Below are 24,677 nucleotides of genomic sequence, written 5' to 3' on the forward strand. Positions count from 1 at the left end.
GTTTTTTAAGGGTGGTACAATTTTTTGACCCTAAATATATAAAAACATTTAGAAAAATAAGTAGGTAGTTTTCTGATTTTTAAGCTACTCCTGTATTTCAAGAATAATCTATTTTTTATTTACTAAGATTGTCCATTTATAAATATAGTCTTTATCAAATTGTATAAACAAACTAACTTCTAGCTTTTAATCCAACGTACAAAGTTAAGTACTGCCTGAAAAAACAAAAAGAGCTTACCTTTTCCCTACGTTGCTTCTTATAATACAATTAATATTTTCATTATTAAACAATGAATTTTTGCTACCTTTCTGCCGAATTATAAAAAAGGTTTAAAGTGAACCGAATTAAAGAAGTTTTAAAAGACAAAGGAATTAGTCAAACTTGGCTTGCTGAAAAAATGGACAAAAGTTATCCAACCATTAATGAATACGCAAGAAATAAAAGACAACCAAGTTTAGAAGACTTATACAAAATAGCAGAAATACTTCAAGTCAACGCAAAAGACTTGTTAGTAGATAGCGAAAAATAATATTGGGAAATAAGATGAGTAAAGAACAAAAAATAACAGGCAACATACAACCACCAAATAAGGATTTGGAAATACTAAAACAAAACTTCCCAAGCTGTTTTGACAAAAACGGAGAATTTGATTTTGAAAAATTCAAAACCCAACTTTCAAAAAACGAAATCAACTTTTCAAAAGAAAGTTACGGAATGGATTGGTTGGGTAAATCTTACGCTCGTTTATTAGCAACAGACGAAACCACTACGCTATTAAAAGAAGATGAAACATTTAACCAAAAAGGCGACAATAAAAACTCTGAAAACTTATTGATAAAAGGCGATAATTTAGAAGTTTTAAAGCACTTATCAAATGCCTATTATGAAAAAGTAAAAATGATATACATTGACCCACCATACAACACTGGTAGTGATGGGTTCGTGTATGAAGATGACCGTAAATTTGACGTACCTACGCTTATGGAGCTGGCAGGAGTAAGTGAAGAACGAGCTAAACGAATTTTAGACTTTACACAAAGCAAAAGTAATTCACATTCTGCTTGGTTAACGTTTATGTATCCGAGACTTTATATTGCCAAACAACTTCTAAAAGTTGATGGTGCCATTTTTATTTCTATTGATGATAATGAAGTAGCACAATTAAGACTTTTGATGGATGAAGTTTTTGGGGAGGAAAATTTTGTTGGAGAAATTCCGACAATAATGAACCTTAAAGGTAATCAAGATAATTTTGGCTTTGCAGACTGTCACGAATATTTTTTGATTTACGCAAAAAATAAAGAAAAATGTGAATTGTTTGAATTTGATATTGATGAGGAAGAAATTTTTAATAATTGGAATGAAGATGAATATGGACTTTGGAAAAAAGCAGATGGATTAAGAAGAACTGGTGAAGATGCTTCAAGAATTAATCGACCAAAGGGTTGGTTTCCAGTTTTTATTTCTCAAGAAAATAAAATTTATGTTACTGATGACGATAAGCCATTATCTAAACAAGACACTATAATATATCCCATTAATGAAGAAAAAGAGGAATTATCTTGGTCTTGGGGTAAGCCTAAAATTAAAAACGAAACATTTAATTTGATTGTAACTGATGCAAGAAGTGGTGGAAAATCAATTTATAAGAAGCAAAGACCAAAGCTTGGAGATTTACCTACTAAAAAACCTAAATCATTCTTCTATAAATCTGATTATAGCACAAGTACTGCTACCACCCTGTTAAAAACATTTTTTGGTAAGAAAATATTTAAAGGTCCAAAGCCTGTTCCGTTTATTAAAGACCTATTAATTATTGGAATGAAACAAAATGATTTGATTCTTGACTTCTTCGCAGGTTCAGGCACCACAGGAGATGCCGTGATGCAACTCAATGCAGAAGATGGAGGAAACAGAAAATTTATTTTGGCACAATTACCAGAACTCATAGACCCAAAAAGCAATAAAACAGCTTACGATTTTGTGAAAGATGAATTAAAAATAGATAAACCTACCATTTTTGATATTACTAAAGAGCGTCTCATTCGTGCATCAAAAAAAATACAAGAAGACCACAAAGACAAAGACTTATCCAATCAAGATTTAGGCTTTAAAGTATTCGAAACTATGCCAATATGGGAAGATTACAACTTTGAAGCAGATGAATTAGGCAGTCAATTCGAAATGTTTGACGAAAGTAAACTTACCGAAGAAGACTTAAAAGCATTATTGGTTACTTGGAAAACTTATGATGGTGTTCCACTTACCGTAACCATCCAAGAAACAGACTTAAATGGCTATACAGCATATTATGTAAGTGAGAAGTTGTATTTAATGGATAAAGGTTTTAAAACACAACATTTAAAAGCCTTGTTAGAAAAAATAGATAGCGATAGAAGTTTTAACCCAACTACAATCATTGCCTTTGGTTATCATTTTGAGAGTAAAAGTTTACGTGAAATAAGCGAAAATATTAAGTCTTACGCTAACAAAAAAAGTATTGATATTGACTTTATAACACGCTACTAATATGAAAGGATTTAACTTTGAAAAAAATCTTCAGCATCAATCACAAGCGGTAAAAAGTACTGTATCTGTTTTTGATAATTTAGAAATAGAGAACCCAAAAGGAGTTGATAAGCAATTTCTGAATCCTGTCTTGAAAATTTATGATGGTAATAATACCTATCCTAAAAACATATTAGCATTACAAAAGGTAAATAATATTGAAGAAAAGGTAAATCTAAACAGTAACATCATAGATATTATGATGGAAACAGGAACAGGAAAAACCTATACTTACACCAAAACCATTTTTGAACTCAATAAAAACTACGGTCTTTTTAAATTTATTGTAATTGTTCCTACACTTTCTATTAAAGCTGGAACAGTCGATTTTTTAAAAAGTGATAGTGCAAGAGCACATTTTAAAGAACAATACGGCAAAACCATTAAACTGCATATTGTAGAAAGTAAAAAAGGTGGTAAAAATAAAAAATCGTTTATGCCACCTGCTGTAAACAGTTTTGTAAATGCAGGAGTTTATGAAAAAAACAGCATTCAAGTAATGGTTATTAATGCAGGAATGATAAACTCTGAAACAATGCAAAAGAGTTTTGATAAAGGTATTTTTGATAAGCACACTATTCCGTTTAAGGCAATTTCAGCAGTAAGTCCGTTCGTAATTATAGATGAACCTCATAAGTTTGGAACAGGTAAAACAACTTTTGAGAATATTCTGAAAATGAACCCGCAATTTATATTGCGCTATGGTGCTACATTTCCAGAGAAAGAAATAAAAGTTAAAGATGAATTAGGTAAACTAAAAAAGAAGAAAGTTAAAGACTATCATAACTTAATTTATACATTAACTGCGGTCGATTCCTTCAATCGTAATTTAGTAAAAGGTGTAATAGGTCATATTACAGAGTTTGAAAGCGGAAAGAATGCTATTGTAAAACTCAATAATACGGACGGAAAAGAAGCCACTTTTGAATTATTGGAAGACAAGAGTAAAAAGACATTTAAGCTTACTAAAAAAGAAAGTTTACAAAGAGTACATTCTGCAATGGAAGATTTGTACGTAAAAAGTTTAAATAAAAGCAAAGTTGTTTTATCTAATGGAATTGAATTATCAAAAGGCGATAAATTAAATCCTTATTCTTATGCAGAAAAACTGCAAGAAATAATGATTCAAAAAGCCATAAAAAGCCACTTTGAAAACGAAAAACAATTACTTACACGAAGTGTAAAAATTAAACCTATTACACTCTTCTTCATTGATAATATTGAAGAGTATAGAAACGAAAATGGATATTTAAGAACCACTATTGAAAGTTTAATAAAAGCAGAAGTAGAAACATTACTCAAAACTGAAAAGAACACCTTTTACAAAGCTTATCTTGAAAAAACTTTAGAAGATATCAGAAAAACCCACGGAGGTTATTTTGCCGTTGATAAAAGCGGCAAGGATTCTGATAAGGATGATGATATTGAAAACCAGTTAGATGAAATTCTTCATAATAAGCAAAAGATGCTTTCACTAGATAATCCCAGAAGATTTATTTTTTCTAAATGGACTTTACGAGAAGGATGGGATAATCCTAATGTTTTTCAGATTTGCAAACTAAGAAGTAGCGGTAGTGATATTTCTAAACTGCAAGAAGTTGGTAGAGGTTTAAGACTTCCTGTAAATGAATACGGTAACCGAGTAAAAGACGAACAGTTTTATTTAAACTACTTTGTAGATTTTACAGAAAGTGATTTTGTAGATAAATTAGTAAATGAAATCAATGAGAAATCAGGAGCAATTTCAATAGAAGATATTCCAGAAAAAATATCAGACGATATTGTTAAGAAAATTTGCGAATTATACGAAACGACAGAAGATGATTTATTTGAAATATTAGACGAAAATAATGTTGTTACAAGGTCTAATAAATTCAAAGAAGGTGGTTTTGACTTTATCAAACATAACTATCCAAAAATATTTGAAGGTGTTGGCTCTAATAAAGTTAGAAAATCTACTGATAAGAAAAAGCAAGTTAGTATACGTACAGAAAAATACAGCGAATTAAAAGAACTGTGGGAGAAATTAAATGAAAAGGTAATTTTAGAATACAAGTTTGAAAAAGAAGACAAGTTCAAATCACTTTTTATAAATTTCTTGAATGAGCAGAACAGCAATTTTACTATTGAAGGTATAAAAGAAAGAACAGCACAAATTGAAATAACTGACAACATTGCTGGAGTTAAAGAAGAACAAGAAATTTACGGAAATGAAATAACGCCAATTTCTACAATGAAATACAGTAATTTCTTGAAGGAATTAGCAAAAGCACTAAATATCAATATAAAGACTTTAAACAGTTCTTTTATTGATTCTAATATTGATATAAACAAATTTCTAAATATTGCCACAGTTCGTATTATTAAACAAAAATTCGAGAATTATTTAATGTTTAACGCAATAGATAAATTTGGAATTGAATATCAAAAAGTGAGCAACGAAATTCATCCAACTAAATTCACACACCCAGATGGAACTGTAAAAACAGAAATTTCTGCTTCTGATGTTGGTGTTATGTATTCAGAGAATAAAGTTGCCGATACGTATTTATTGGATGAATTGTTTTACGATTCTGAATTAGAAAAACAAAATATTGAACAAAATTTGAAAGAAGTAGTTGTTTTCTCTAAAATCCCAAAAAACTCAATTAAGATTCCTGTTGCTGGCGGAAAAAGTTATTCACCTGATTTTGCTTATGTTTTGAATTATGAAGACAAATCGAAAAAACTATACTTTGTTGTAGAAACAAAAAACACAGCAGAAGAGAACTTGAGAAATGAGGAAAAACAGAAAATTAGACACGCAGAAAAGTTCTTTGGAGATACAATTAAGATTAAATTCAGAAAACAATTCAGTAATAAGAAAATAGAAAGTTTAATACGAGAAATTATAGTTGAAAAATAGTAGAGTATGAAAAGTTACGTTTACATATTTTGCGTTTAAAAAAATAACTCTCTATATATCCTTACACGTAACTTTTCTACCTCTTTAAGAGCAAGACTAGTAGTCAAACAATCGTTTCATTACCAACCTTTTTTTTTACTTTTTCTAACTTTTCTAAAACTCCACCTCTTTCGGTATCTCATTTTCTGTAACCACTTCTTCAGAGATAATCGGGTCGAGTTTCCCTGAATAAATATTGTATTTCAACTCATCGAGTGGTTTATCTTGATAACGGTTCTTATCCGTGTAAATAAAGTTGGTCTTGTAATGATTTGTTTTCTCGGTAAAGAAAATACAATCCCCATCAAAGCCACTTTTAGCACCACCACGCATTTTACCGTCTGCCGTTTGTTGGAAGATGATAAAAAACAATTTTCCGTCGTACTTCTTTCGCAAGTCTTTGTCAATTTCAAATTTGCTATCCAGTTCCTTTAACTTAGCAAAACTATCAATCACAATCACATCGTTTTCTCTAATCAGCTTGTCTAATTGGTTTAGGTTTTCAATATCAGGATTGGATAAATTCCGTTCTGCTACTTCGTTAAAATACATGTCTGCTTTATCCCAATACAACGCACTTTCAGGGTGTTCTTCCATAGAGGCATGACCAACCTTGTATTTTTGAGCTAGTACATTGATAAACTTAAACGCAAAGTGTGTTTTGCTTGAACCTCGTTTCCCTGCTAAGGTAATCACTAAACTTTCTTTGGTTTTTATCTCTAGTTTTCCTAAAAAGCTTGCCAATACAGCATCCTCAATTTGGTAATACTCAAAGGTTCTATGTCGTAATTGCTTTCGTTTGTAGGCTACCGAATTTGTATTGAGATTCCCTGGTATATTATTCTTTGGTCGTGACTCTGATACTTTATTGTTCGGTTTATTTAAAGCGGGTATTTTCCTTGGTTTTGGGCTTGCTTTTTGACTGTTTTTTACCAGCGCTTTGTAAAACTTGGGTTCTTTGTTGGTGTCTACTTGTAAGAGATAATCCACTGCTTTTTGTGCCTCACTAGCTGCACGCATCAAAAGCTTTGTATCTTCTTGCATAAATTGTAACGCCAATTGCCAGTTTTTTAGGTAATCCGCATGGTTTGCTTGTGTCTTCCATAAAATCCCTGCTTGTGCGGATAAAAACACCGCCCCAAACTCTGCTATGAGTTCTTCTTTAGCATACACCACATCGCCAAAACGTTTTCCAAAAGGACGGTTCAATCGGCTTGGGTGTCCTGTACTGTGTATCATTTCATGGAATAGCGTACTGTAGTAGTCTACACTTTGATAAAAAGCTTCGTATTTGGGCATTTTTACTTTGTCTTGTGCTACATTGTAACTCGCTCCTTTAAATCCGTGTACTATCTTCGCACTGTCTTTCGGAAAGTGTTGAATGATAAGTTCTGCTATCGGGTTCTTTTCTTCTGTATTATGAGGGGTACTTGGTGCAACAAAGCCTAAACGTGCTTTTTCTAAAGCGGTGAGCTTATTCAATCCAAAATCAATCCCCTCAATATCTGCTCCATTGAACACCGTATAGTATTTTAAAATAGGAATGGTCTGTACGAGAAAATCAAAATGACTCGTATCATAGCCTTTCGATTGTAAAAAGTCTTGCATTTTTTGTTTGTTATAAGTGGCGTATTCGAGTCCTTTTTGAGCATCTGAAAATTTATACAAGCGGGTAAAGTAGATTACTTCTAATCCTTTAGCGCCTTTTTTGAGTTTCCCCTTTGCTTCTTGTATTTGCTTAAAGGTTAAGAAATAAGGGTTTTGATACGCTCCAAAGGGATTGCCTTTTTTTAGCAGTATGATATTGATACCTCTATAGGCTTTTTTGGAGGCAAAGCTTACAGGCGATAGATACCCGCCTTTTTCTAAAAAGGCATCATCCCATCCCAATTTTGGTGTTCCTTTAGCGCTCTTAATAGCACTGATAAGTTTATCCGTAATCATCTGATAGATTTGGTCGGGACGTACAGGTGCATTCAGCCCTGTGGTGTTGGTGTCTTCTTCCTGAATGAAGTCTAAACCTGCTAAAAATTCTAAGGGGATATTTTCAGCAGGTTGTTGGGGTTTAGTGGCAGGCGCTACAACACTTTTTTTTTGAGGTAGCTTTTACAATCCTACCTCCTTTTGCATATTTATAGCCTTTTTTCAAACGTCCACTAGCGGTCAATCCCTCTTTTCTTTTTGGGGCTGCCAATCCTTTTCGAGTAGGTTTGGGTACTTTGGCGCTTGCTTTGACTACACGTCCTTTGATAAAACGCCATCCTTTGCGCAAACGTCCGCAACTGGTTAAGGCTTCTTTGTATGCTCCTGTATGCCTTGGTGCGTTCAGTCCTGTGGCATATCGTTTGACTGAAATGTTAAACGTCGTGTATTTAGGGTGGTCGTTTAAGATTTTTGAGACTCTATAAATAACTTCAGTATTGTTTTCTTTTTTTGCCTGTGTTACTAATCTTTCTAACGTACTTCGGCTGACTTCCTTGCCGTCTAAGGCTTGAAATTTTTGTATAGTATTCATCTTATTTTTTCTTTTTCTTTTTAGCTTTTGTATATATCACATAGCTGATAAGGGCTATACTAGTAATACTTACCAGCAACGTTGTTGCCTTTTTTTTTTGAGGTCAACACCAAACTTATGGGCTAGTGCAAACACTCTCCCTGTCCAACTCGTAGCAAAGTATTGGTAGTCTTTTAAGCGTTTATAATAGGCGAGACGTTCTTTTCCTATACGCTCAAAAAGCTGTTTGGCATCTACCGAGTTAATGGCTTTGACAGTGTTAGATCCTATGACATAATCTACCTGTAGGTTTTTGCCAAAGTATCGGTTTAAAGAGCGTTGCACGATACCTGCGGTTACTCTTGGATTGGCGTTTATTGCATGGTCGACTATCATTTCTGCCACTGCTTGACTACGAATGCTATCGGCTCGCATTTTGTCCCAAAACTCATTTTTAAAAAGGATATGGGCTTCTACTTTGGTAAGGCTTTTCATATCGCTGATACTCGGAGGTCTGCCTAGTATCTTTTCATAGAATTTAGCGGAGATTCCGTGATTGGTTCCGACTCGTTCTTTTTTTGAGTTGTAGTTTCCTTTGTCGTTTTTTAGGTTTTGATACCCGCCCTCTGCTTGTTCTAAAGAGGGTTTGAATAGTTCATAGCTTGCCATTTTCTTTTTTTCTTTTTCTTCTTTTTTAAAATTGTACGGTTCGTGTGTTTCCTAAAGTGGCTACGTCCAGTTCAAATCGCAACGCTTTTATAAAGTCCTGTTTCTTTTTTTGAAGCTCTTCAAACACCAACTGTCCTACGGTGAGTACTGGCAGGTTAATGTGCGTAGGTGGTAACTGGTACATACCACCACTAGGAATACTAATTTGATGGGTATTCAGCTTGGTAAAGGCTAATTGTTTCCCTGTCTTCTTTTCATACACTCGTAGCTCTTTTGCACTTATAAAGCCTGTATTGATGTTCAAATGTTCCTTTGTTGGGTTTTGTAGCTGTATGTCTAGTTCTAAGGCGATGTGTTGCCATGAGAGCTGCACATTTCTAATTCCTGAAACACGAAACTGTAATTGTTCTATTATACGGGTCAGTTGGGCTTTCTTTTGGTTGATAAAAGCGGTTAGGGTTACCAAGCCTATACCTGCTCCAACGACCCATAGCTTTCTTGTGTTCATTCGTGGTTTTAGGTTGTTTTGACGATTCCATAGACCATGCCTGCAAGCACTAAGAGCAGTACCCAAACCCACAAGGGCAATCGGTGTGTTGTCGTTTGCTCTTTTTGCTCTTGTTTTTTCTTTTTGTACTGGCTCGTTGATATACTATCCCGTTGTTTGGTTACAACTTCCTTGGTAGTGCCTATGGTACTGCGTATCTCAAATCCTTGGGCTTGGGTATCGTAGCGAACACTATAACTGTTTGTACCACTTTGTTTGCTACTGGCAAAGTGTTGTAATTTTTGATTTACAAGGCTGTCTAGTAAGGTATCTCCAGTGGCAACCTTTATAAATATTTTGTCTTGAATAGCGCTATTGATAGTGATGCTGTGTACACTGTCTTTTTGTATATAAACACTATCCTCTTGGGTTTCTAAACTATGTGTCTTACTGTGTTTGGTTGTCCCACATCCTGTAATCAGTAGCAGTAAAACAACACTGAGTATTTTAAATGTCTTTTCCATATTTTGTAATGTATTTGTCGAGTTCTTTTTGTTGCTTGGCTACAATGCTGTGTAGCTTTGTGTTCATGTGTTCCAATTGTTCGATATACTGATGTAGTGAACCGATACGAGCCATAAAATCACTTTTAATGCTTTCTATCATTTCTGCATTGATGTCAAAGGCTCGTTTGTAATTCTCTAGCTTTTGTAAATCGGCTTTGTAACGTCTTTCTAGGGCTAGGTTCTTGGCTTCTTGGTGGCGTATCTTCCGCATTTTAAAGCCTGCGAAAAAGGAAAAAATCAGTCCTAAAATACCTGTGATTTTTTCCCAGTGCATGAGTATAAATTCCATTAGGTCGTTGTTTTATTCTTTTTCTTATCCTTGGCAATCGCATAGATAAACAGTAAGCCTAACAGTCCCATACTGGCATAGATATAATTGTTATCTCCTTTCTTATTAGCGGTTATCACTACTTCTGATAGTAGTTCCGAGCTTTCCTGCAACGTGATGGTGGCAGGTAGTTTTGAAGCTGCTATTTGTAGGGTATCATAACCCACAAAGGAAATGTGTATCACATCGGTAGGACTGGCATACAATTGAAATGCTCCGTTTGCATCGGGTGTTGTTCCTTTTTTGGTTTGGGTATTGTACACATTGACAAGCCCTGCTTCAAAGGGTTTTCCTGTGCTTCCGTTGATAATGATTCCGCTGATTAATTGTTGTGCTGTTGTATTCATCGTACATCCGCAATTTTTTTTGGTGTCAAATTCTTCTTGGGCTTGTTGGGTGTCGGGACATGCCAACCCGTAAATTGGTAAACTTGCTTCCATTGTTCTTTTTCATTTTTTTTGTTTAAAAGGGCATATCTGCGCTTTGTACTCGTTGTTTGATTTGGTGGTATAATTGCCTGTCCCACGTCTCTGAAATCTCTGCTTTGAGCCAGTAGATTAAATCGTAATCGTCCGCAAGCTTTTTATCGAGCCATACCGTTGGGGTTTTGCCTCCCATGCGTTTTCTTCTGCCAAAGATTTTATACACGAGCCTAAAGTCATCGCCTGTTTGTAATTTGTCAAAGACTTGTTGTACTTTGGCTTCATCGGTGGCAGGAAGTCCAAAAGCGGTATCGTTAAAAGCATCTAGTAAGGACTTGGCTAAAATCTTCGCTTGTGCTTTATTGATGCTTAGCTTTCCTGTGTTGATGTGTAGGTCTGCTTCGATATGGTCGTTTGCTACGTCTTGAAAGACTTCGGTTACCGCATCGGCTGATTGTTTGAGTCTTTTGTATAGGAAATATGCTACGACACTTCCGCCTGCTACTATCAGTAAAGGTTTATTGGCTAGTAAAAAGGCACTGGCTTCATTGGCTTTGCTTACCGCTTTTTTAGCGTTGTTTCGGGTGGCAATTTTCGATACACTTGTTTTCTTTTTCATCGCTTTTTTTCTCCTGTATCTTATTATTGCTTTCTACTTCAAAAAGCTCTTGACTGCGCCGTATTTTATCGGGCATGCAAAGTAGCTTTGTGCTTCTTTATGACTGGATAGCTCTGCTAGGCGTATCAATACTTTTTCTGGTAATTTTTCTAATTGGGCAATGGCTTCTTTTTTAGTTTGTATCTTCATGGTGTTCTTGTTGTTCGATAATCTGTGCTACTTGTGTGATTAAATCTTCTTGCCAGTTGTCAAGCAAATAGTTAAAAAACATCACTTGTTCGTCGGTGGCAGTGGAAAGCTTTTGTACAAAGGCTTTTTGTATGGGCGAAACATTCGGGCTTGCTAACTGGCTCGGGTGTCCTACGACATTGCCTCCTGAAGCTTCTAAGATTTTAGGAAGCATCCCGCCCAAGGTTTCCATCGTCTTTTCAAAGGCGGGCGTTTCTAAAAAGCTTTTTTTCTTCAGCAGTTCTCGCTCAACTCTGAGTTCTTCTCGTTCTTTTGCTGTCTCTAACTTAATAGTAAGCGAGCTATTGGCTTCTTCTAATACTCGGTTGCGAGAACGCAGGTCTTTGACGGTTTCTTTTAGCTCTTGTACTTGTTCTTTATAGTCTGCCGAACGTTCTGCTTGTACCATCTTTGCCATCAGCTCTGGCGCTCCTAAAAAGGCGGTGGTGGGGTCGGTAGCATTCATATCTTGTGTTAATTTTTCTGTGAGTGTTTGTAGCGTGTGATAGGTGGTCTTCCCATCCTTGGTATAGGTTTTTTGTAGGGTAAAGACCACCGCTCCGCTAAATCCTTTTTGGGGTAAGGCTTGTAAAAATTGGGCTATCGAACCGTATTTGCTTTCAATATCTTCTAAGGTAAAGGCGTACTTCTGTGCCGAAGTAGACTTGACAAGTTTTACGCCGTTACTCGATACCTTGATGACATGATTGCTTCCTCCTTGTAGGTGGCTTTCTACTATGTTCGATAATTGATTATTCACAATATAAATACCTTACTATGGCTTTTTTAAAAGGTGTTGTGTGTACGGCTGTGAGTGCTGGATATTCTGAAAATTCAAAGCGTATCAAGCCGTCTACAATTGGATGGTTGGTGTCTATGATAAAAGGGGCTTGGGCAGTGATTCGCTGTCCTGAACCGTCTTTGATAAGCAAAGGGACACTTAGCTCGTGTGGGTGTATTTCAAGCTTTACAACACCTTTGCAATCGTTCTTCTCGGAAAAGTTTATCTCAAAATCATCGGTAAACTGTTCGCTGTGGTATATGGTTTTCATCCTTAACATGGGTTAGGGGATTCTATCTCAAAAATGAACTCGCCACAAATGGGTCTGCTTCCTAGGGTTTCCCAACTGATAGTCACTCGTTCGTTTTTGCTTTCAAAGTCAAGTTCTTTAAAGCCCTCGTTATAGCCGCCGCTTTTGTGTTCATAGTCTTTGATGTCCGTGGTCTCCGTCAGCAAATGTCCTCTACTGTCTTTCAGGGTAATGTCTGTTTGAGAAATCCCAAAAGGAACTAATCTCGACATGGTTTCTCCTGTGGGCATACCTGTGTCCATAGGGGGCATATAGGAGATAAAATACACTCCGATTACTTTTCCTGTGGGGATGGTGTCGCTGACCTCATTTTGTAAGAGTTCTTCAGGAGGAAGATTGGTCTTTAAAAGGTCTTTGTTGATTTTTATGCGTTTGTATATCTTTTTCATCTTTGGTGCTTGTGGTAACACTTTGCGCTTGTCTTAGCGCAAAGTGTGGTTATAAAAATGAGCTTAGCGTTTTTGATAGGTGGCAAATCCTGATAAGCGTGCAGAAGCGAACAGGGCTTTTCCGTCTTCTAACGTGATTTTTGCTCCTTCTGGGTATTGGATTTCGATTTCGGTAATGGTGTCGTCTTCCAACAGGGCAAATGAGCCTAATTTGAAATAGTGGTTACCGCTTTCGGTAGCGCCTAAAATGTCACAAATCGGTAATTCAATTAGGATTTCGTTTTTTTGCTTGACTACGACCATCGATTGCATTAAGGTATTTGGGACTTTGGCAATGCTATAGGCAATGTCTTGCTCTGGTTTACTTGCATCGTCAATGGCGCATTTAAACGTGATGCCATTGGCTACAAACACACGTCCTTTGACTAGGGAGTTTCCGTCAAAATTAGTAACGCCTCTTTTGGCTACCGATGAACCTGTTAACAGGGACACCGTACCGCCTACATCTACTTTCTTGTTGGCGTATAAAAAGCTTGGCATGGGCTTCATCGCACTGATGTTCCACTTTTCGTTTTCTTTGCGTTTGGAGTTCTTGTATTTTAAATACTCGGTTACTCGTAAATAAGGTTCTTCGTTTCTTAAAAAATTCATCTTTTTCTCTTTTTGTTTTTTTAGCTATTAAAATCTTCTACGGTTTCGTAGGAAATGTCTTCGGAAATTCCATCGTAGTTGGGACTGGTGTAACTTGATAAAAAGTCGGTGCTATCTAGCGCAAAGGGTTCGTTCCAGTTGTCATAAGGAGATCCTAAAGCGGAATGTAATAGCGGATTGTTTTGTAACTTTTCATCCAACAGTTCTTTGACAAGTTCGCCTGTTTGGGTGACGGCTGTTCCCATCGCCATATCTTGTGCAATGGCTTTGCCTGTGGTTTTCCTGTCCAAATAGGCTGCGCCTACGACCCCTACTAAGGCTAACATGCCTTTTTTGAGCTTGGTGTTTTGCATCGGTAGCTTTTTAGCGGTTACACGTGAAAGCATTGCGCCTGCACTCATACTTAGCAAACTGACTACCGAGTTTTCTATTGATTCTTTTCTCATCGTTTATTTTTTTTGTGTCATTACGTACATGCCTCCTAACAATACGAGTATGCCTGCTCCAACTCCTACATACAACAGCGTGTTGTCTTTTTTAGGGGCTTGTTGCGTTTGTAATTGTAGCTGCATCATTTTTACCAAGTTGTCTACCGAGGTTTGCTGTGCTTGTGCTTGTTGTTCTAACTTGGCTATTAGCATCGGAGCAATGTCCTTGGTTTCTCCATTGGCTTGTTGTACATAGACTGGTTTTCCGTTTCGGGCTTGTTCTATTTGCGACCATGTTCCGCCAACGGTATTGATTATTCCCATTAGGTTCGCTCCGTCCCAAAATCCATGAAGTCCGCTTGCTTGTGGTTTAGAAAGTGCTTGGCTTTCTAAAGCTTCTTCTTGTTCGGCAAGCAATAGGTGTGTTTGTAACAAATTCATCGTTCTTAGTTTTATACACTTACGGACTTCACCGTTTTGTGGGTTGGACTTCTTTTATTGAGATAGACCACTGCGCCTAACAGTGCAATACCTCCTAGTATCAGCGGTGCGTTTTCTTTGGCGATTCCTGCAATGCGTTTCTTTTTGGCGTTGCTAACCTCGGCGGGTGTGGCGTTGGCTGCTTGGGCTTTTTCATGGTCTCTTTCTGCTTTGTACTTTGCAATTTTTTGTTTGACTTGGACAATGCTTTGTTTAATGGCATTGAGCTTTTGTTGGTTTGCTTTAATGACTGCATTGGCTTCTTTGATACCTTGGGTCTGTTGACGTTCCAAGGTTTGAAAAGCGCCTTTGATATGTCCTAGGGACTTTTCTGCATTGCGCAAACTTTCTTCGGCTTTTTTTCTTTTGGAGACTGCACCGTTACACCAAGCGCCTAAGCCTAACGCATCAGCGATGCCTTCTTCTTGGGCTAATTGTTGTTGCTCGGCTTTTATGGCTTGTTCTAAGCGCCGTACTTCTTTTTTAAGGCTTTCCCATTCGGCGGCTTGTCGTCCGTTTTGGAGTGCCTTGTATTTGTTGTCCCATTCGGCTTTTTGCGCCCATACGCCTTTGGCTTGGTTGTTCAATCGACTGGCAATTCCATTGGAGGGACAAAAGCCGTCGAACCAACCATACAGCCCATACGGGACATGCGTGCCTATGGTGTCAAATTCTTCATTCATAACTTTTTATTTTTTTGTAAAAACAATACGAGCAAGGCGGAGGCTACTGCGCCAATACCTACTTGGATTTTTAATCGCTTGCGCTTTTTGGCTTGCTTATCTTCTGCCACATTTTTTTTAAAGCGTTCTTGATAGTCTCGTAGGGCTAATTCATTAGCGGTACGTGTGTTTTGAGCTTCTTCTTTTAGGTATTGGGTGTAGTTTGCATCGTATCGCAACCATACTTTGTAGAGTTCTCGTTGTAAGGGTTGTTCGAAATAATACAGCATTTCTCCGCCTAAATGTGCTTTGGCTCGTAAGGCTTTTACCTTGTCTAACAGTGGGGTTATTTCTTTTTCATAGCTTTTTTCCCGTCCGTCGTTATAGGTTTTTTGTAAATGGGCTAGGTTGTTTATTAGCCATTTTTCTGCATTGGCTTCAAATGGAAATATCGGGTCTAGTCCATAGGTGGATATTTCTTTTCGTAGAACAATAAAGCGGTAGTCGGCTACGATGGGGTTGGTTTCATTCTCCACCACAAAATAGAGCGTTCTACTGTTCACATTGGCTGACTTGGTAAATTCTTCTACCTTGAAATAAGGGGCATGCTTTTTAAATTCTTCGAAAAAATTATCGATAAATGTTTTTAATTTTTCCGCAAAGGCTAGCGCATGGGCTAGGGTTTCTCCGTCGCAATGTTCGTAGGAACTATAAGCGGTTTCGTTGCGTAAATGGGCAATACCTAAATCTACTTCTTTGAAAATTTCGTTGAACAAGTGTTGTGTCCTTGCACGGTTTCTAAAGGTGATGGCTTCGCCTAATTGGGTGATTTTTTGTTGTAGCTTGTCTCGTAAATCACGTCTGATTTTAAGTTTTACTACTGAGGCATCGTAATACGAACCACTACAGGAGTTCATTTCTTGTATGAATTCACTCACGGCATAGTTCACTAGTTTTCCAACACCTTTTACCAGTTCTCCACCAATAGCTCCTGATAAACCTTGGGTTTTGGGTGTCATTAGTACATCGTCAGATTGGTGTATGTCCTGTTCTTTGAATGTTTGTAAGGTGCCGTCTATGGTATAGTACCCGTCGTTTAGGTCAAATGTGTGTTGGTTTTTGGGAACTATTACATATACGTGGCTGTAGCCCTCCCCCTCTTGTTGTATAACACGTCGCAAGTAGTGTGTAACCCCACAATTTAATAACACACAGCTTGCGAAAATGCTATAACTCTTGCAATCCAATCCCTGTGAGCGAGTAGCCCAAGCACAGGCAGGGCTACGTAATAATTGGTCGTAGGTATCTATCTTGTATTGTAGATGCTGATACAAAAACCTGTGTAGCTCCTTGCATAATTTTTGTAAGGGGTGCTTTGCAAATTTTTCTTGGGATAGCTTTTGGGTGTGGTGTTGGTATTTATATACCCACAATGCCATACTTTCAATTGCTACCTTGGTGTCTCCATTGGCAATTTTTACACTACTACAGTCGCTATGTGGAAGTAACTTGTCGTATCTACTTCCTTTTTGGATGGGTCTGTATAAGATGGTATTAATTGCCTCGGGATTCACTTCTTTTTCTTTTGCTGAGTCAAAAGTACTTGAAGTGTTTTGTGGGGGTTCAGGGTTTGAAAGGCTTCGCTAAGTTATGCTGTAATTAGTTAACTTTTGGGAGGGTTTGGTAAGATTGGGGAGGGTTCTATACATGAAATAGTTTTTAAAGAAACAAAAGAGCATCCATATTTTGGATGCTCTATCTTCTTAATGTACAGCAATCAGCCCCCGCAGTTGTCTGTACACTTCAGTTAGTGATTAATAACGTAAAGTTACTGAAATTTATTATTTCTAGACTTACAATACTATATACTTATGATTATTTTAATAAATAAAGTAGTTTGAAAACAAAAAAGAGCATTCATAAATAATATGAATGCTCAATTTTTTCTACGCACAGCAATTCGCCCCGCTGTCCTCCGTACTCTTAGGTTAGTAGTAAGTTGGCGTAAAGTTAGTGAAAATTATTATTTCTAGACTTATAAAATTGTGAAAAACATTAATTCTAACACCAAGTAATCATCTATTTAATAAGTAGTTATCAGTTTTTATTTTGATTATATTGAAATGATAAAAGGTTAATTTTCTTTTTCCTTTTATACTAAATCATATACTTCTAAAAATCTTCTTACTTCACTTGGTCGTAGTTTCTTTTTATGTTTGGCTACCTCAAAAGGTAAATGGCGTATCTCTGCGATAATCTCATTAATCGTTACACGCATTTCTCTTTCTGGTAGGTAATAGTATTTTTCAAATAGTTTCTTTTTACTGTAAATAGCGGTCATTGTTCGTGTGTTTACTGCTAATAGGCTTTCTCATAGACATGCCCTGTAATGGTATTGTTGCCATCATACACATATACCTTTTTGGGTTCGTGTACGTAACTGGTACTTCCTGACATTAGAATGTAATTGATAAGGCTTTGATTGTCTAGCTTGTAGTAGTAACGCAAGGTTACTCGAATGATAAATGTTTCAAACTGACAAAAAAATTCTTCTTCGCTTATTCTACCGTCTTCATGGTATCTTTTTCCTCCGATATTGTCTTGATGTTCTTTAACAAAACTTAGCAACTTTTCGTAAGTGTTGGCTTGTAAGTAAGCGACATACATGGGGTCTTGTTCTTTGGTTTTGGGTGGAGCTTCCTTTGTTCCTCCTTGTAATTTCAATTCGTTTTCTAACATACTTTTTAGACTCTGTGCGTTTCCATAAAATCTCATATCATTTACATGGGTTACGTTTCTTGCGAGTATGGTAATGCCTTGTTGTTCGTCTTTGTAATTGGTATTGTGGGTTATTAGTATTGCTTCGTTAGGGTATCTCGGGTGTTTGTGAATAGTTATTGTGGGTAAGATGTGTTCTATCACTCCTGATGTTCCTGTGATAACTATATTACCATTTGCTGATTGTTGTATTTTCATGTTCTCTTTTTAATTGTACTTCTCTTTTTTGCGTTTCCTTGCGCTTTATTGCGTTTTTCTTGCGTCTTCCAATACTGATTTTCTTCTTGGAGTTCACACCATTTTTGATAACTGTTCATTGTTTATTTTTTATCTAATTCTGATCTCCCAACGATAGACTGATTTACTGGCGAGCTTAATGGGTATTTCGGGGTTTCAGAGTTTCAGTCTCGTACTACAAACCCTTTTTCTGTGTTGGTTGATGCTTTGTTGTTCTTTTTATGCGGTTACTATTGTCGTGATATGTTGTTTGGTCTGATTGTCAAAAAACATGAGCTTGTTGGTAGCGTCTATGTATTTTGACTTTTGAAATCGTTTATACATGCTATTGATTAAGGTGTTGATGGTTTTACTATTTTTACTCAAATGGTTATACCAAACGGGGTTTGCATAGTTGGTATGGCTTGTTTTATACTTTAAATGACTGTTCCCATTTTTTAAGAGGATAACCATTTTTAGCTTGCTACATTTTGGACAAGTGATTTTGTATCCTGTTCCGCAATGGCATCGGTTTTCTTTTTTGCTCATTTTATAGATTCTGTTTTAATGATTATAGTGTATCATCGTAGGCAATGCTGACAGATAACTATGTGGTAGGTTGGTTTGTACATAGGTGTATAGCTGTTTTGCCGTATAATTGCCTTTTTCATATTTCTTGATGGCTGTTGTAATTTTTTTTTGATAGGTCGCTTTGCGCTTTCTTGCGTTTTGTTGCGTTTGTCGTTGCGCTTTTTCTATTGCCTTTTTTTCCTGATACTTTACATGGGTTTTCCATACTTTGTGCAAGCCGAAAAAGCCTATTTCATGGGATTGGGTACGTGTTTTATCAAAGTACAATGAGGGATACAATGCGGTTACTTGTGATTTAATAAACCACTTGCGAGCAAACTCCAATTTCCAACGATATTCTTTGAGTTTTTGAATTAGGGTTGTCTTTTGAGTGATGTTTGTAAATAGTTCGTTGTTTAGGTAATTGATAGCTTTTTTCCATTCGCCTACATAGACATTGTGCTGTTTCCATAGTTTTGCAGAAGTTTTGATACAATCTTGTAGTAAAATTGCCTTAAATTCTTCAGTCGTTACATTGGCGTAGAGTTCTATTTTTTGCAGATAGTCATAACGTAATCCTTTGTAATTATCATACACACCGTCTGCTAGTTCTTGCGCTAGTTCTCTATCGTCTTGCAATCGAGCTAAAAAATTATGCGTAAGCGGACTGTTTGTGCCTTGGCTCGTTTTTTTTTGTTTTAAAAAATCAGGCAATAGGACTTTGACTGCTTCGGAAGTTTGGCGCGGGCGAATTGTTTTCTTACTTATCACTGTGGTGTTCTTGTAGAAGCCGTCCGCAGGACATGTAAATTCTTCCTTTTGAAACTCTGTGTTGTTTACACAGTCTTTTATTTCTTTTTCTTTTAATAAAAAGGTTCTAGTAGTATCATTATTATCTGGTAATTCTTTCCAGTTCTCCTGTTTAAAAAATTGGTTTTCAATTCTTTTGGGTTTTGGTGGATTTCCGTCTAAAATCGTTAGGATTTCAGGGTGGAAATTAACGGTTATCGGTTTGTATTGGTTGGTATATGTATAGTTGATTAAGATGTTGGCTTCTCTAAGGCGTTTGATGTGGTTTTGTGCTGTCTTTTTACAAATAGCAAGTCTTGGTATCTCTGCAATAGTATGTGTTGCTAATTTACGGTGGTCTATGGTTAGCTTTGGTAAGGCATTTTTTAAGACACTGGTCGGACGATTCATTTCTAAGAGATATGAATTGCGTTGTTTTAATTGGGCGATGTAAAAGCCTACCAAGACATTAAATAAAAGCTCGGTGGTGTACTTGATAGTTGGTTTGCGCTTTTTTGCGATATAGTTTGCGTTTTTTTGCGCATTGAATTTTGCTACAGCCTTGTTGTAGGTACTTGTAAATTCACTACGGTGTTTCTTTGTAAAGTCTGCGACTTGTTGGGCTAGTGTTGGAGTATTAGGAACTATAACCGTTTTGTTGTACTCAGCTATGGCTTTGTTATAGTCTACAGCTTGCTGATTGTAGCTATGTACATATTGACGGTAGTTATCCATCGTGCTTTTCATAGCACTTCTATCTAAAAAAGGATAGTTGATATAGTTGTAGTGTTTACTTATCGCTTTTTCATGCTCTTTTCCCTTTTTTAAAAGCAAATAACCATGTTGGGTATTAAATTCCTCTACGGCTTTGTTGTATTGCGCATCGTTCAGCTTATTGCGCTGCGCATTGTCTTTAAATAGCTTAATGGTTAGTTGGGTAATGGCATCCAACGTTGTGCCTTGTAAATGTTCATGTACTTTTTGATTGTACAGTCCTATTTTTGTTAGTGATGTATTGTTTTTTTTCATATATTCGAGGTTCTTAAAGTTCTGCGTTCTTGCAGAACTTTTTTCATAGCAATTTTTTAACGGTTAGTGACGACTAACCGTTTTTTGTTTTAAAAAAGTAACCCACAACAACACTGTTGTGAGCTACTTACAATAAGTGCTTACTTATCGCTGTGGTGTCTTTGCGCTTTTTGCGTTTTTCATTGCGCTTTCTTTTTCACGATTATTGTTCAAAGCTCTCTACTATCTTTTCTAAGAATTGAATTTTAGGAATATGGTATTTACCGTCTTGAAAGATTGCTTGAATGGTATTTTTATGGATGCGGTTTTTAACCGTGTTAGGATGTACCTTTAAATACTTTGCGCAACCATCTACAGTAAGCATCGTATCATTGGCATTAAAAATGGTTAAGGCTTTAAGGTTTACTTTTAATAAGTCTGCTTGGGTCATATTCAATTTTTTAAGTTTTTGTGCTATTTTTTAATTTTTGCTCACAAACACCAATAATCTATCGTTAATTGTTATATTTGTGGACAATTACGACGCAAAAATAAAATCAATTGTCAACTTTTAGAATAAATTGTGGACAAAATAATTTAAAGAAATTGATAAGATGTTGAAAACCAGTTCGGAAATTTTACAGGAGTTATTAGACCATTTAGGTATCAAAGCAAACCGCTTATCGGTAGAGATTGGAGACAATAGCAATTCTCGTATCTACTATGTAAGAAATGGAAGAAGTAAGATAAGCCCAAAGCTTGCCAAAGCGATTACTAATAGATATAAAGAGATTAACTACATGTATTTACTCACAGGAGAGGGAGAGCTTGTCAACAAGGATATTATGGTGAATACCAATGGAAATGTTTTTGTGGAAAAACCTGATGGTAGTTTTAACGTAACTACACGATTGATTCCTTTTGATGCCTATTCTTCTTTTTTAGAAACGCTAGATGATGCAAATGTAATTTATGAATGGGAGGAAGTAACTTTTAATGTAGAAAAGTACGGTCGTGGTAATTACGAAGCATTTAGGACTAAAAACGATAGTATGAACGGTGGCGGGATAAATGATACCCCTAACAGAGCCTTGGTATTGGGTAGAGAGCTTGGACGCCATCATTGGATGGATGGATTCAACCCTACTTTATACGGATGGATAATTCTTTCTAAGCACAATGTTTTTCACAAGGATATTATCGGACTGGATAAAGAAAAAGGGACGATTATTTGCCATAGTAGAAATAAAAGTCCCGAGTATTCAGATTTTGAGTTAGACCTTAATGAGGTGTATCAAATTTTTAAGGTAATTAAAAGAACGTTTTAAACTTAATCAACTCTTTTTTGACTGTAATATTCATTCCAGTGATTGAGTAGTTTCTCTGCATGTTCTGTTGGAGTAACTTTAATGTATGATAAAAAACTTTTTTCAGAAGAGTGTCCAGTAATTTTCATGATAGAAAGAGAAGGGAAGTTCATCTTATATAAATTCGTTGCGAAAGACCTACGGCAAGTGTGGGAACTTACCAATTTATATTTAGGGTATATACCTACTTTTTTACGATAGACGTCTGTCTTTTCATCTTTAACCATGAGTGAACCTTTTACCTTATCGGTAAATCCTACTTCTAGACAAACCTCTTTAATATATTCATTGAATTTTACATCAGTAATCATTCTAGGCATCCCTCTTTTATTAATGACTTCTTTAATTTGATGGTGTAGGGGGATAACGACTTTAACCCCTGACGAATTTTTTGTCTTTTTAGGCTGTACAGTAATAAACTTATCATCCGTATTAATTTGAGGTAAGTTAAGAAAGTCAGAGACTCTTAACCCTGTCCAAAGACCAATAATAGCCATGTCTCTACAATTTTGCAAACGTTCATTTTTTGAAAAATCGTGATTGAAAAGTGTATCGATTTCATTTTCGCTTAGCGCTATAGATACACTTTCTTCTTTGATAACGGAGAACTCACTTCGTTCATAATCCTTATGAACATCGTAGCCAAATTCTACATCGGCTACTTTAAGTAGTTTTTTAATGTTTTTTATCAAATCTCCTGTATAGTTGACTGAGTATTTTTTGTTATCCGTGAGGTAGTGTACCAAGGCATCATAGACAACAATATCAAATTTGTTTATTTTGATTTTAGAGCGTCTGTATGTTTCAAACTCTTTTAATCTGTTGTTTGTTTTTTTATAGTGTTTTATCTTGTCTACTGTATAATTTCGTTTTGTAGAACGATTGATAAGGTTAGGCGCTTTGATAAGAAAATCATCGATAAAATCAGTAAGGTATTCAAATCCTTTTTTTTCTGCTGCAACCTTTTTCTTGAAATGTTTGTCAAATTCTGTTTTTAAAAACTTTCGAGTTAGAGGTGTATTATTGATTTTACAGTTATCAATCAATCGTTCCAAAAAGGTATCATAGCGCATTATATTGGAAGTTGTTTTTTTTAACTTCGCTCCACCGATTCCTTTTTTGGATTTTGGTAGTCTGTTTTCAAAATCCCAATTCTCAGGATTTATTTTTTCGCCAGTTGAATATTTGAAAATAGCCTTTTCGTTCTTTACATAGAATTGAATAATTATCAGTGTCTCTTTTTCTGACTTAGGTTCTTTTAAATAGAAATACATTTTTTGTTTTTTTACTTACCCCAAAGATACAATAGTGGTAAATATCGTGGTAAGAAAAAATGTATTTTTTAGTTTTTTTAATGAACATTTATAAACAATGGTATCCGTATATGTAGCTTTGTTGTTGGGGTTTTGAAAAAATAGAGATAATGATAAATAATGTAATGTGACCCTCTCTGGGTCGCAAAAAACAAAAAAACAGCAGAGTTTTCTGCTGTTTTTTATCTTTAAGGGTAGATGTTTGGGGAAATGTTGCTTAACTGACCGTAAAATTAAAAAAAGCTATTGTCTTGTAATCTAACCTAAGTTACATAAGTTATATTTGAGTTTTTCAAATTGATATGAAACCCATCTTTTTAATTAAATATACTGCTATTTTTATCGGAGTTGTAGGTGTTGGAGTTAACATTATAGAGTCTATTTACGTATCTCTATTTAACCGACCTATTTTTGTACACTTTTATTTAGTAAAAAAGAAACTTCCTAAAAAGAAAAAAGAATTTTTAGTAGAAAATATAGCCTTTTATCAGAAGTTAAACGAAAAGCAAAAAGCATATTTCGAGCATCGATTAACCAAGTTTATCAGAACGTACGATTTTATTGAAAGAGATAATTTTGAGCTAACACCAGAAGCAAAGGTTTTGATAGCAGCATCGTATATAAAGCTCACTTTTGGTATGCGAAGATATCTTACCTCTACATTCGATAAAATTATAGTGTATCCAACCAGTTTTTATTCAACAATAACAAAACAATATCATAAAGGAGAGTTTAACCCGAGGTTAAAATCTATTGTATTTTCTTGGGAAGATTTTTTGATGGGAAACATTATATTAAATGATAATCTAAACTTAGGGATTCATGAATTTTCTCACGCGTTAACTTTTCATGGAAGAAAATCTAAAGATGTTAGTGCTCGAATTTATTATCGATTATTTGAAGAAATAACAGCGTTTATGAAAAAGGAAGAGAATATTGAAAGAATTGAAACTTCAGGATATTTTAGAGCATATGCGCTTACAAATAAATTGGAATTTGTTGCTGTAATTATGGAGCACTTTTTTGAAACTCCAGAAGATTTACAGCAACAATTTCCACAATTGTATAAAAAGATTCAACTCATGTTGAATTATTCTGTAGAATAAATAAGTTAATCTTTTACTTTAAAAACTTTGGTTAAAATATCATCTAGTAAACACCATTTGGTTAATGATGATTGTAATAAATTGGCACCTACAAAAGCAGTAAACCACAACCAATTAATATTTACTTTAATTGCTAAGATTAAACTAATAAGTATAAAACTACCAGCAATACCACGTACAATTCTATTCTTCATAATTAAATATATTTATCAATAGGAACCACAACAGCTCGTATTGGATTATTTGTTTCTAAATTTTTATTAAAAGTTTCAATTAAGTTAAACAGTGTATCTATTTTATCAGTTTCAGTAAATGAGAAATACATATATGAACCAGTTGCTTTTTCATTTCCAGAAAACCAATCATTTACAGAAATTACAGGAAAAGAATTTCGAAAACCTTCAATATCAGAAGCACTAAAATTATCTATAGCTGCTTCTTTTAATAGTTTTAGTACTTCATTTTGAAGCCCATCAACTACAGTTATGATTAATAGTTTCATC

General features: G+C 35.5%; 30 protein-coding genes. 5 read left to right on the forward strand and 25 right to left on the reverse strand.

What is annotated here, in order from left to right:
• The first annotated feature begins 335 nt into the window (after positions 1–335).
• From ACR9ES_RS10740 to ACR9ES_RS10750, 3 genes are read left to right on the forward strand one after another with little or no spacing between them, the layout of a single operon-like run.
• Entirely contained in the window at positions 336–530 is a 195-nt protein-coding gene (locus tag ACR9ES_RS10740) for a helix-turn-helix domain-containing protein (RefSeq protein ID WP_435254220.1), read from the forward strand.
• 14 nt (positions 531–544) lie between these two features.
• Positions 545–2,530 carry a site-specific DNA-methyltransferase gene (locus ACR9ES_RS10745; protein WP_435254221.1) on the forward strand — a complete coding sequence of 662 codons (1,986 nt, stop codon included), beginning with the start codon at positions 545–547 and terminating at the stop codon, positions 2,528–2,530.
• A 1-nt stretch (position 2,531) separates the two neighbouring features.
• Positions 2,532–5,474 (forward strand): type III restriction-modification system endonuclease, encoded by a 2,943-nt coding sequence (locus ACR9ES_RS10750; RefSeq protein ID WP_435254222.1) that lies wholly within the window; start codon positions 2,532–2,534, stop codon positions 5,472–5,474.
• Between the two features lie 153 nt (positions 5,475–5,627).
• On the opposite strand, the gene ACR9ES_RS10755 is transcribed toward ACR9ES_RS10750, so the two are convergent.
• The 22 genes from ACR9ES_RS10755 to ACR9ES_RS10860 all read right to left on the reverse strand — a co-directional run bounded on the left by ACR9ES_RS10755 (position 5,628) and on the right by ACR9ES_RS10860 (position 20,839).
• Positions 5,628–7,457, reverse strand: coding sequence for an ArdC family protein (locus ACR9ES_RS10755; RefSeq protein ID WP_369919225.1), 1,830 nt, complete (start codon positions 7,455–7,457; stop codon positions 5,628–5,630).
• Positions 7,458–7,578: 121 nt separating this feature from the next.
• Complete coding sequence (locus tag ACR9ES_RS10760; protein WP_435254223.1) at positions 7,579–8,028, reverse strand: hypothetical protein; 450 nt, start codon at positions 8,026–8,028, stop codon at positions 7,579–7,581.
• A 69-nt stretch (positions 8,029–8,097) separates the two neighbouring features.
• Entirely contained in the window at positions 8,098–8,676 is a 579-nt protein-coding gene (locus ACR9ES_RS10765) for a glycoside hydrolase family 108 protein (RefSeq protein ID WP_369918343.1), read from the reverse strand.
• A gap of 25 nt (positions 8,677–8,701) precedes the next feature.
• A complete protein-coding gene (locus tag ACR9ES_RS10770) occupies positions 8,702–9,184 on the reverse strand; it encodes a hypothetical protein (RefSeq protein WP_435254224.1) in 483 nt (160 codons plus the stop codon).
• An 8-nt stretch (positions 9,185–9,192) separates the two neighbouring features.
• Positions 9,193–9,687 (reverse strand): hypothetical protein, encoded by a 495-nt coding sequence (locus ACR9ES_RS10775; protein WP_369918340.1) that lies wholly within the window; start codon positions 9,685–9,687, stop codon positions 9,193–9,195.
• The gene (locus tag ACR9ES_RS10780; RefSeq protein WP_274639606.1) at positions 9,671–10,018 is read right to left on the reverse strand and encodes a hypothetical protein; all 348 of its coding nucleotides are present in this window, start codon (positions 10,016–10,018) and stop codon (positions 9,671–9,673) included. The genes ACR9ES_RS10775 and ACR9ES_RS10780 overlap by 17 nt, the downstream gene beginning before the upstream one ends.
• Entirely contained in the window at positions 10,018–10,497 is a 480-nt protein-coding gene (locus ACR9ES_RS10785; RefSeq protein WP_435254225.1) for a carboxypeptidase-like regulatory domain-containing protein, read from the reverse strand. Before ACR9ES_RS10785 ends, ACR9ES_RS10780 begins: the two co-directional genes overlap by 1 nt.
• A 22-nt stretch (positions 10,498–10,519) precedes the next feature.
• The gene (locus ACR9ES_RS10790; RefSeq protein WP_369918298.1) at positions 10,520–11,098 is read right to left on the reverse strand and encodes a hypothetical protein; all 579 of its coding nucleotides are present in this window, start codon (positions 11,096–11,098) and stop codon (positions 10,520–10,522) included.
• A gap of 33 nt (positions 11,099–11,131) precedes the next feature.
• Positions 11,132–11,287, reverse strand: coding sequence for a hypothetical protein (locus ACR9ES_RS10795; RefSeq protein ID WP_274635355.1), 156 nt, complete (start codon positions 11,285–11,287; stop codon positions 11,132–11,134).
• A complete protein-coding gene (locus ACR9ES_RS10800; RefSeq protein WP_369918271.1) occupies positions 11,271–12,086 on the reverse strand; it encodes a hypothetical protein in 816 nt (271 codons plus the stop codon). The genes ACR9ES_RS10795 and ACR9ES_RS10800 overlap by 17 nt, the downstream gene beginning before the upstream one ends.
• Positions 12,079–12,378 (reverse strand): hypothetical protein, encoded by a 300-nt coding sequence (locus tag ACR9ES_RS10805; protein ID WP_435254226.1) that lies wholly within the window; start codon positions 12,376–12,378, stop codon positions 12,079–12,081. Before ACR9ES_RS10805 ends, ACR9ES_RS10800 begins: the two co-directional genes overlap by 8 nt.
• Before the next feature lie 2 nt (positions 12,379–12,380).
• Positions 12,381–12,806 (reverse strand): hypothetical protein, encoded by a 426-nt coding sequence (locus tag ACR9ES_RS10810; protein WP_435254227.1) that lies wholly within the window; start codon positions 12,804–12,806, stop codon positions 12,381–12,383.
• Positions 12,807–12,869: 63 nt separating this feature from the next.
• Positions 12,870–13,457, reverse strand: coding sequence for a hypothetical protein (locus ACR9ES_RS10815; protein ID WP_125066256.1), 588 nt, complete (start codon positions 13,455–13,457; stop codon positions 12,870–12,872).
• A gap of 20 nt (positions 13,458–13,477) precedes the next feature.
• The gene (locus ACR9ES_RS10820) at positions 13,478–13,903 is read right to left on the reverse strand and encodes a hypothetical protein (RefSeq protein WP_369918327.1); all 426 of its coding nucleotides are present in this window, start codon (positions 13,901–13,903) and stop codon (positions 13,478–13,480) included.
• Between the two features lie 3 nt (positions 13,904–13,906).
• On the reverse strand, positions 13,907–14,326 hold the full coding sequence (locus ACR9ES_RS10825; protein ID WP_369918305.1) for a hypothetical protein: 420 nt from the start codon (positions 14,324–14,326) through the stop codon (positions 13,907–13,909).
• An 11-nt stretch (positions 14,327–14,337) separates the two neighbouring features.
• On the reverse strand, positions 14,338–15,048 hold the full coding sequence (locus ACR9ES_RS10830) for a hypothetical protein (protein ID WP_369918373.1): 711 nt from the start codon (positions 15,046–15,048) through the stop codon (positions 14,338–14,340).
• A complete protein-coding gene (locus ACR9ES_RS10835; protein ID WP_435254228.1) occupies positions 15,045–16,601 on the reverse strand; it encodes a hypothetical protein in 1,557 nt (518 codons plus the stop codon). The genes ACR9ES_RS10830 and ACR9ES_RS10835 overlap by 4 nt, the downstream gene beginning before the upstream one ends.
• 578 nt (positions 16,602–17,179) lie before the next feature.
• The gene (locus tag ACR9ES_RS10840) at positions 17,180–17,368 is read right to left on the reverse strand and encodes a hypothetical protein (protein WP_121146007.1); all 189 of its coding nucleotides are present in this window, start codon (positions 17,366–17,368) and stop codon (positions 17,180–17,182) included.
• 17 nt (positions 17,369–17,385) lie between these two features.
• On the reverse strand, positions 17,386–18,003 hold the full coding sequence (locus tag ACR9ES_RS10845) for a hypothetical protein (RefSeq protein ID WP_435254229.1): 618 nt from the start codon (positions 18,001–18,003) through the stop codon (positions 17,386–17,388).
• Positions 18,004–18,261: 258 nt separating this feature from the next.
• Positions 18,262–18,570 (reverse strand): hypothetical protein, encoded by a 309-nt coding sequence (locus tag ACR9ES_RS10850; RefSeq protein WP_369918365.1) that lies wholly within the window; start codon positions 18,568–18,570, stop codon positions 18,262–18,264.
• A gap of 15 nt (positions 18,571–18,585) precedes the next feature.
• Positions 18,586–20,409 carry a hypothetical protein gene (locus ACR9ES_RS10855; RefSeq protein WP_435254230.1) on the reverse strand — a complete coding sequence of 608 codons (1,824 nt, stop codon included), beginning with the start codon at positions 20,407–20,409 and terminating at the stop codon, positions 18,586–18,588.
• A gap of 202 nt (positions 20,410–20,611) precedes the next feature.
• Positions 20,612–20,839, reverse strand: a complete 228-nt coding sequence (locus ACR9ES_RS10860; RefSeq protein WP_099214612.1) for a helix-turn-helix domain-containing protein — start codon at positions 20,837–20,839, stop codon at positions 20,612–20,614.
• A 163-nt stretch (positions 20,840–21,002) separates the two neighbouring features.
• On the opposite strand from ACR9ES_RS10860, the gene ACR9ES_RS10865 reads away from it, so the two are divergent.
• Entirely contained in the window at positions 21,003–21,716 is a 714-nt protein-coding gene (locus tag ACR9ES_RS10865; protein ID WP_121146958.1) for a hypothetical protein, read from the forward strand.
• Positions 21,717–21,718: 2 nt separating this feature from the next.
• On the opposite strand, the gene ACR9ES_RS10870 is transcribed toward ACR9ES_RS10865, so the two are convergent.
• The gene (locus ACR9ES_RS10870; RefSeq protein WP_369918446.1) at positions 21,719–23,029 is read right to left on the reverse strand and encodes a tyrosine-type recombinase/integrase; all 1,311 of its coding nucleotides are present in this window, start codon (positions 23,027–23,029) and stop codon (positions 21,719–21,721) included.
• A 341-nt stretch (positions 23,030–23,370) separates the two neighbouring features.
• Between ACR9ES_RS10870 and ACR9ES_RS10875 the strand changes: the two genes are divergently transcribed.
• The gene (locus tag ACR9ES_RS10875; RefSeq protein WP_435254231.1) at positions 23,371–24,174 is read left to right on the forward strand and encodes a zinc-dependent peptidase; all 804 of its coding nucleotides are present in this window, start codon (positions 23,371–23,373) and stop codon (positions 24,172–24,174) included.
• A gap of 5 nt (positions 24,175–24,179) precedes the next feature.
• Here the strand turns inward: ACR9ES_RS10875 and ACR9ES_RS10880 are convergent, their stop codons facing one another.
• Positions 24,180–24,368 carry a YgaP family membrane protein gene (locus ACR9ES_RS10880; RefSeq protein WP_408028309.1) on the reverse strand — a complete coding sequence of 63 codons (189 nt, stop codon included), beginning with the start codon at positions 24,366–24,368 and terminating at the stop codon, positions 24,180–24,182.
• A 2-nt stretch (positions 24,369–24,370) separates the two neighbouring features.
• On the reverse strand, positions 24,371–24,676 hold the full coding sequence (locus ACR9ES_RS10885) for a hypothetical protein (protein ID WP_274633719.1): 306 nt from the start codon (positions 24,674–24,676) through the stop codon (positions 24,371–24,373).
• Between the last annotated feature and the right edge of the window lies 1 nt (position 24,677).

This window comes from Tenacibaculum sp. A30 (assembly GCF_051200845.1).
Taxonomy (GTDB): Bacteria; Bacteroidota; Bacteroidia; order Flavobacteriales; family Flavobacteriaceae; genus Polaribacter.

Bases quoted from the DNA above. Each gene is read 5' to 3' on its own strand.
- ACR9ES_RS10790 (WP_369918298.1), bottom strand. From the start codon at position 11,098: ATGAAAAAGAAAACAAGTGTATCGAAAATTGCCACCCGAAACAACGCT.
- ACR9ES_RS10745 (WP_435254221.1), top strand. From the start codon at position 545: ATGAGTAAAGAACAAAAAATAACAGGCAACATACAACCACCAAATAAG.
- ACR9ES_RS10825 (WP_369918305.1), bottom strand. From the start codon at position 14,326: ATGAATTTGTTACAAACACACCTATTGCTTGCCGAACAAGAAGAAGCT.
- ACR9ES_RS10870 (WP_369918446.1), bottom strand. From the start codon at position 23,029: ATGTATTTCTATTTAAAAGAACCTAAGTCAGAAAAAGAGACACTGATA.
- ACR9ES_RS10845 (WP_435254229.1), bottom strand. From the start codon at position 18,003: ATGAAAATACAACAATCAGCAAATGGTAATATAGTTATCACAGGAACA.
- ACR9ES_RS10785 (WP_435254225.1), bottom strand. From the start codon at position 10,497: ATGGAAGCAAGTTTACCAATTTACGGGTTGGCATGTCCCGACACCCAA.
- ACR9ES_RS10810 (WP_435254227.1), bottom strand. From the start codon at position 12,806: ATGAAAAAGATATACAAACGCATAAAAATCAACAAAGACCTTTTAAAG.
- ACR9ES_RS10830 (WP_369918373.1), bottom strand. From the start codon at position 15,048: ATGAATGAAGAATTTGACACCATAGGCACGCATGTCCCGTATGGGCTG.
- ACR9ES_RS10860 (WP_099214612.1), bottom strand. From the start codon at position 20,839: ATGACCCAAGCAGACTTATTAAAAGTAAACCTTAAAGCCTTAACCATT.
- ACR9ES_RS10815 (WP_125066256.1), bottom strand. From the start codon at position 13,457: ATGAATTTTTTAAGAAACGAAGAACCTTATTTACGAGTAACCGAGTAT.
- ACR9ES_RS10865 (WP_121146958.1), top strand. From the start codon at position 21,003: ATGTTGAAAACCAGTTCGGAAATTTTACAGGAGTTATTAGACCATTTA.
- ACR9ES_RS10780 (WP_274639606.1), bottom strand. From the start codon at position 10,018: ATGGAATTTATACTCATGCACTGGGAAAAAATCACAGGTATTTTAGGA.
- ACR9ES_RS10805 (WP_435254226.1), bottom strand. From the start codon at position 12,378: ATGAAAACCATATACCACAGCGAACAGTTTACCGATGATTTTGAGATA.
- ACR9ES_RS10820 (WP_369918327.1), bottom strand. From the start codon at position 13,903: ATGAGAAAAGAATCAATAGAAAACTCGGTAGTCAGTTTGCTAAGTATG.
- ACR9ES_RS10775 (WP_369918340.1), bottom strand. From the start codon at position 9,687: ATGGAAAAGACATTTAAAATACTCAGTGTTGTTTTACTGCTACTGATT.
- ACR9ES_RS10795 (WP_274635355.1), bottom strand. From the start codon at position 11,287: ATGAAGATACAAACTAAAAAAGAAGCCATTGCCCAATTAGAAAAATTA.
- ACR9ES_RS10765 (WP_369918343.1), bottom strand. From the start codon at position 8,676: ATGGCAAGCTATGAACTATTCAAACCCTCTTTAGAACAAGCAGAGGGC.
- ACR9ES_RS10770 (WP_435254224.1), bottom strand. From the start codon at position 9,184: ATGAACACAAGAAAGCTATGGGTCGTTGGAGCAGGTATAGGCTTGGTA.
- ACR9ES_RS10850 (WP_369918365.1), bottom strand. From the start codon at position 18,570: ATGAGCAAAAAAGAAAACCGATGCCATTGCGGAACAGGATACAAAATC.
- ACR9ES_RS10855 (WP_435254230.1), bottom strand. From the start codon at position 20,409: ATGAAAAAAAACAATACATCACTAACAAAAATAGGACTGTACAATCAA.
- ACR9ES_RS10750 (WP_435254222.1), top strand. From the start codon at position 2,532: ATGAAAGGATTTAACTTTGAAAAAAATCTTCAGCATCAATCACAAGCG.
- ACR9ES_RS10880 (WP_408028309.1), bottom strand. From the start codon at position 24,368: ATGAAGAATAGAATTGTACGTGGTATTGCTGGTAGTTTTATACTTATT.
- ACR9ES_RS10755 (WP_369919225.1), bottom strand. From the start codon at position 7,457: ATGATTACGGATAAACTTATCAGTGCTATTAAGAGCGCTAAAGGAACA.
- ACR9ES_RS10875 (WP_435254231.1), top strand. From the start codon at position 23,371: ATGAAACCCATCTTTTTAATTAAATATACTGCTATTTTTATCGGAGTT.
- ACR9ES_RS10760 (WP_435254223.1), bottom strand. From the start codon at position 8,028: ATGAATACTATACAAAAATTTCAAGCCTTAGACGGCAAGGAAGTCAGC.
- ACR9ES_RS10885 (WP_274633719.1), bottom strand. From the start codon at position 24,676: ATGAAACTATTAATCATAACTGTAGTTGATGGGCTTCAAAATGAAGTA.
- ACR9ES_RS10840 (WP_121146007.1), bottom strand. From the start codon at position 17,368: ATGACCGCTATTTACAGTAAAAAGAAACTATTTGAAAAATACTATTAC.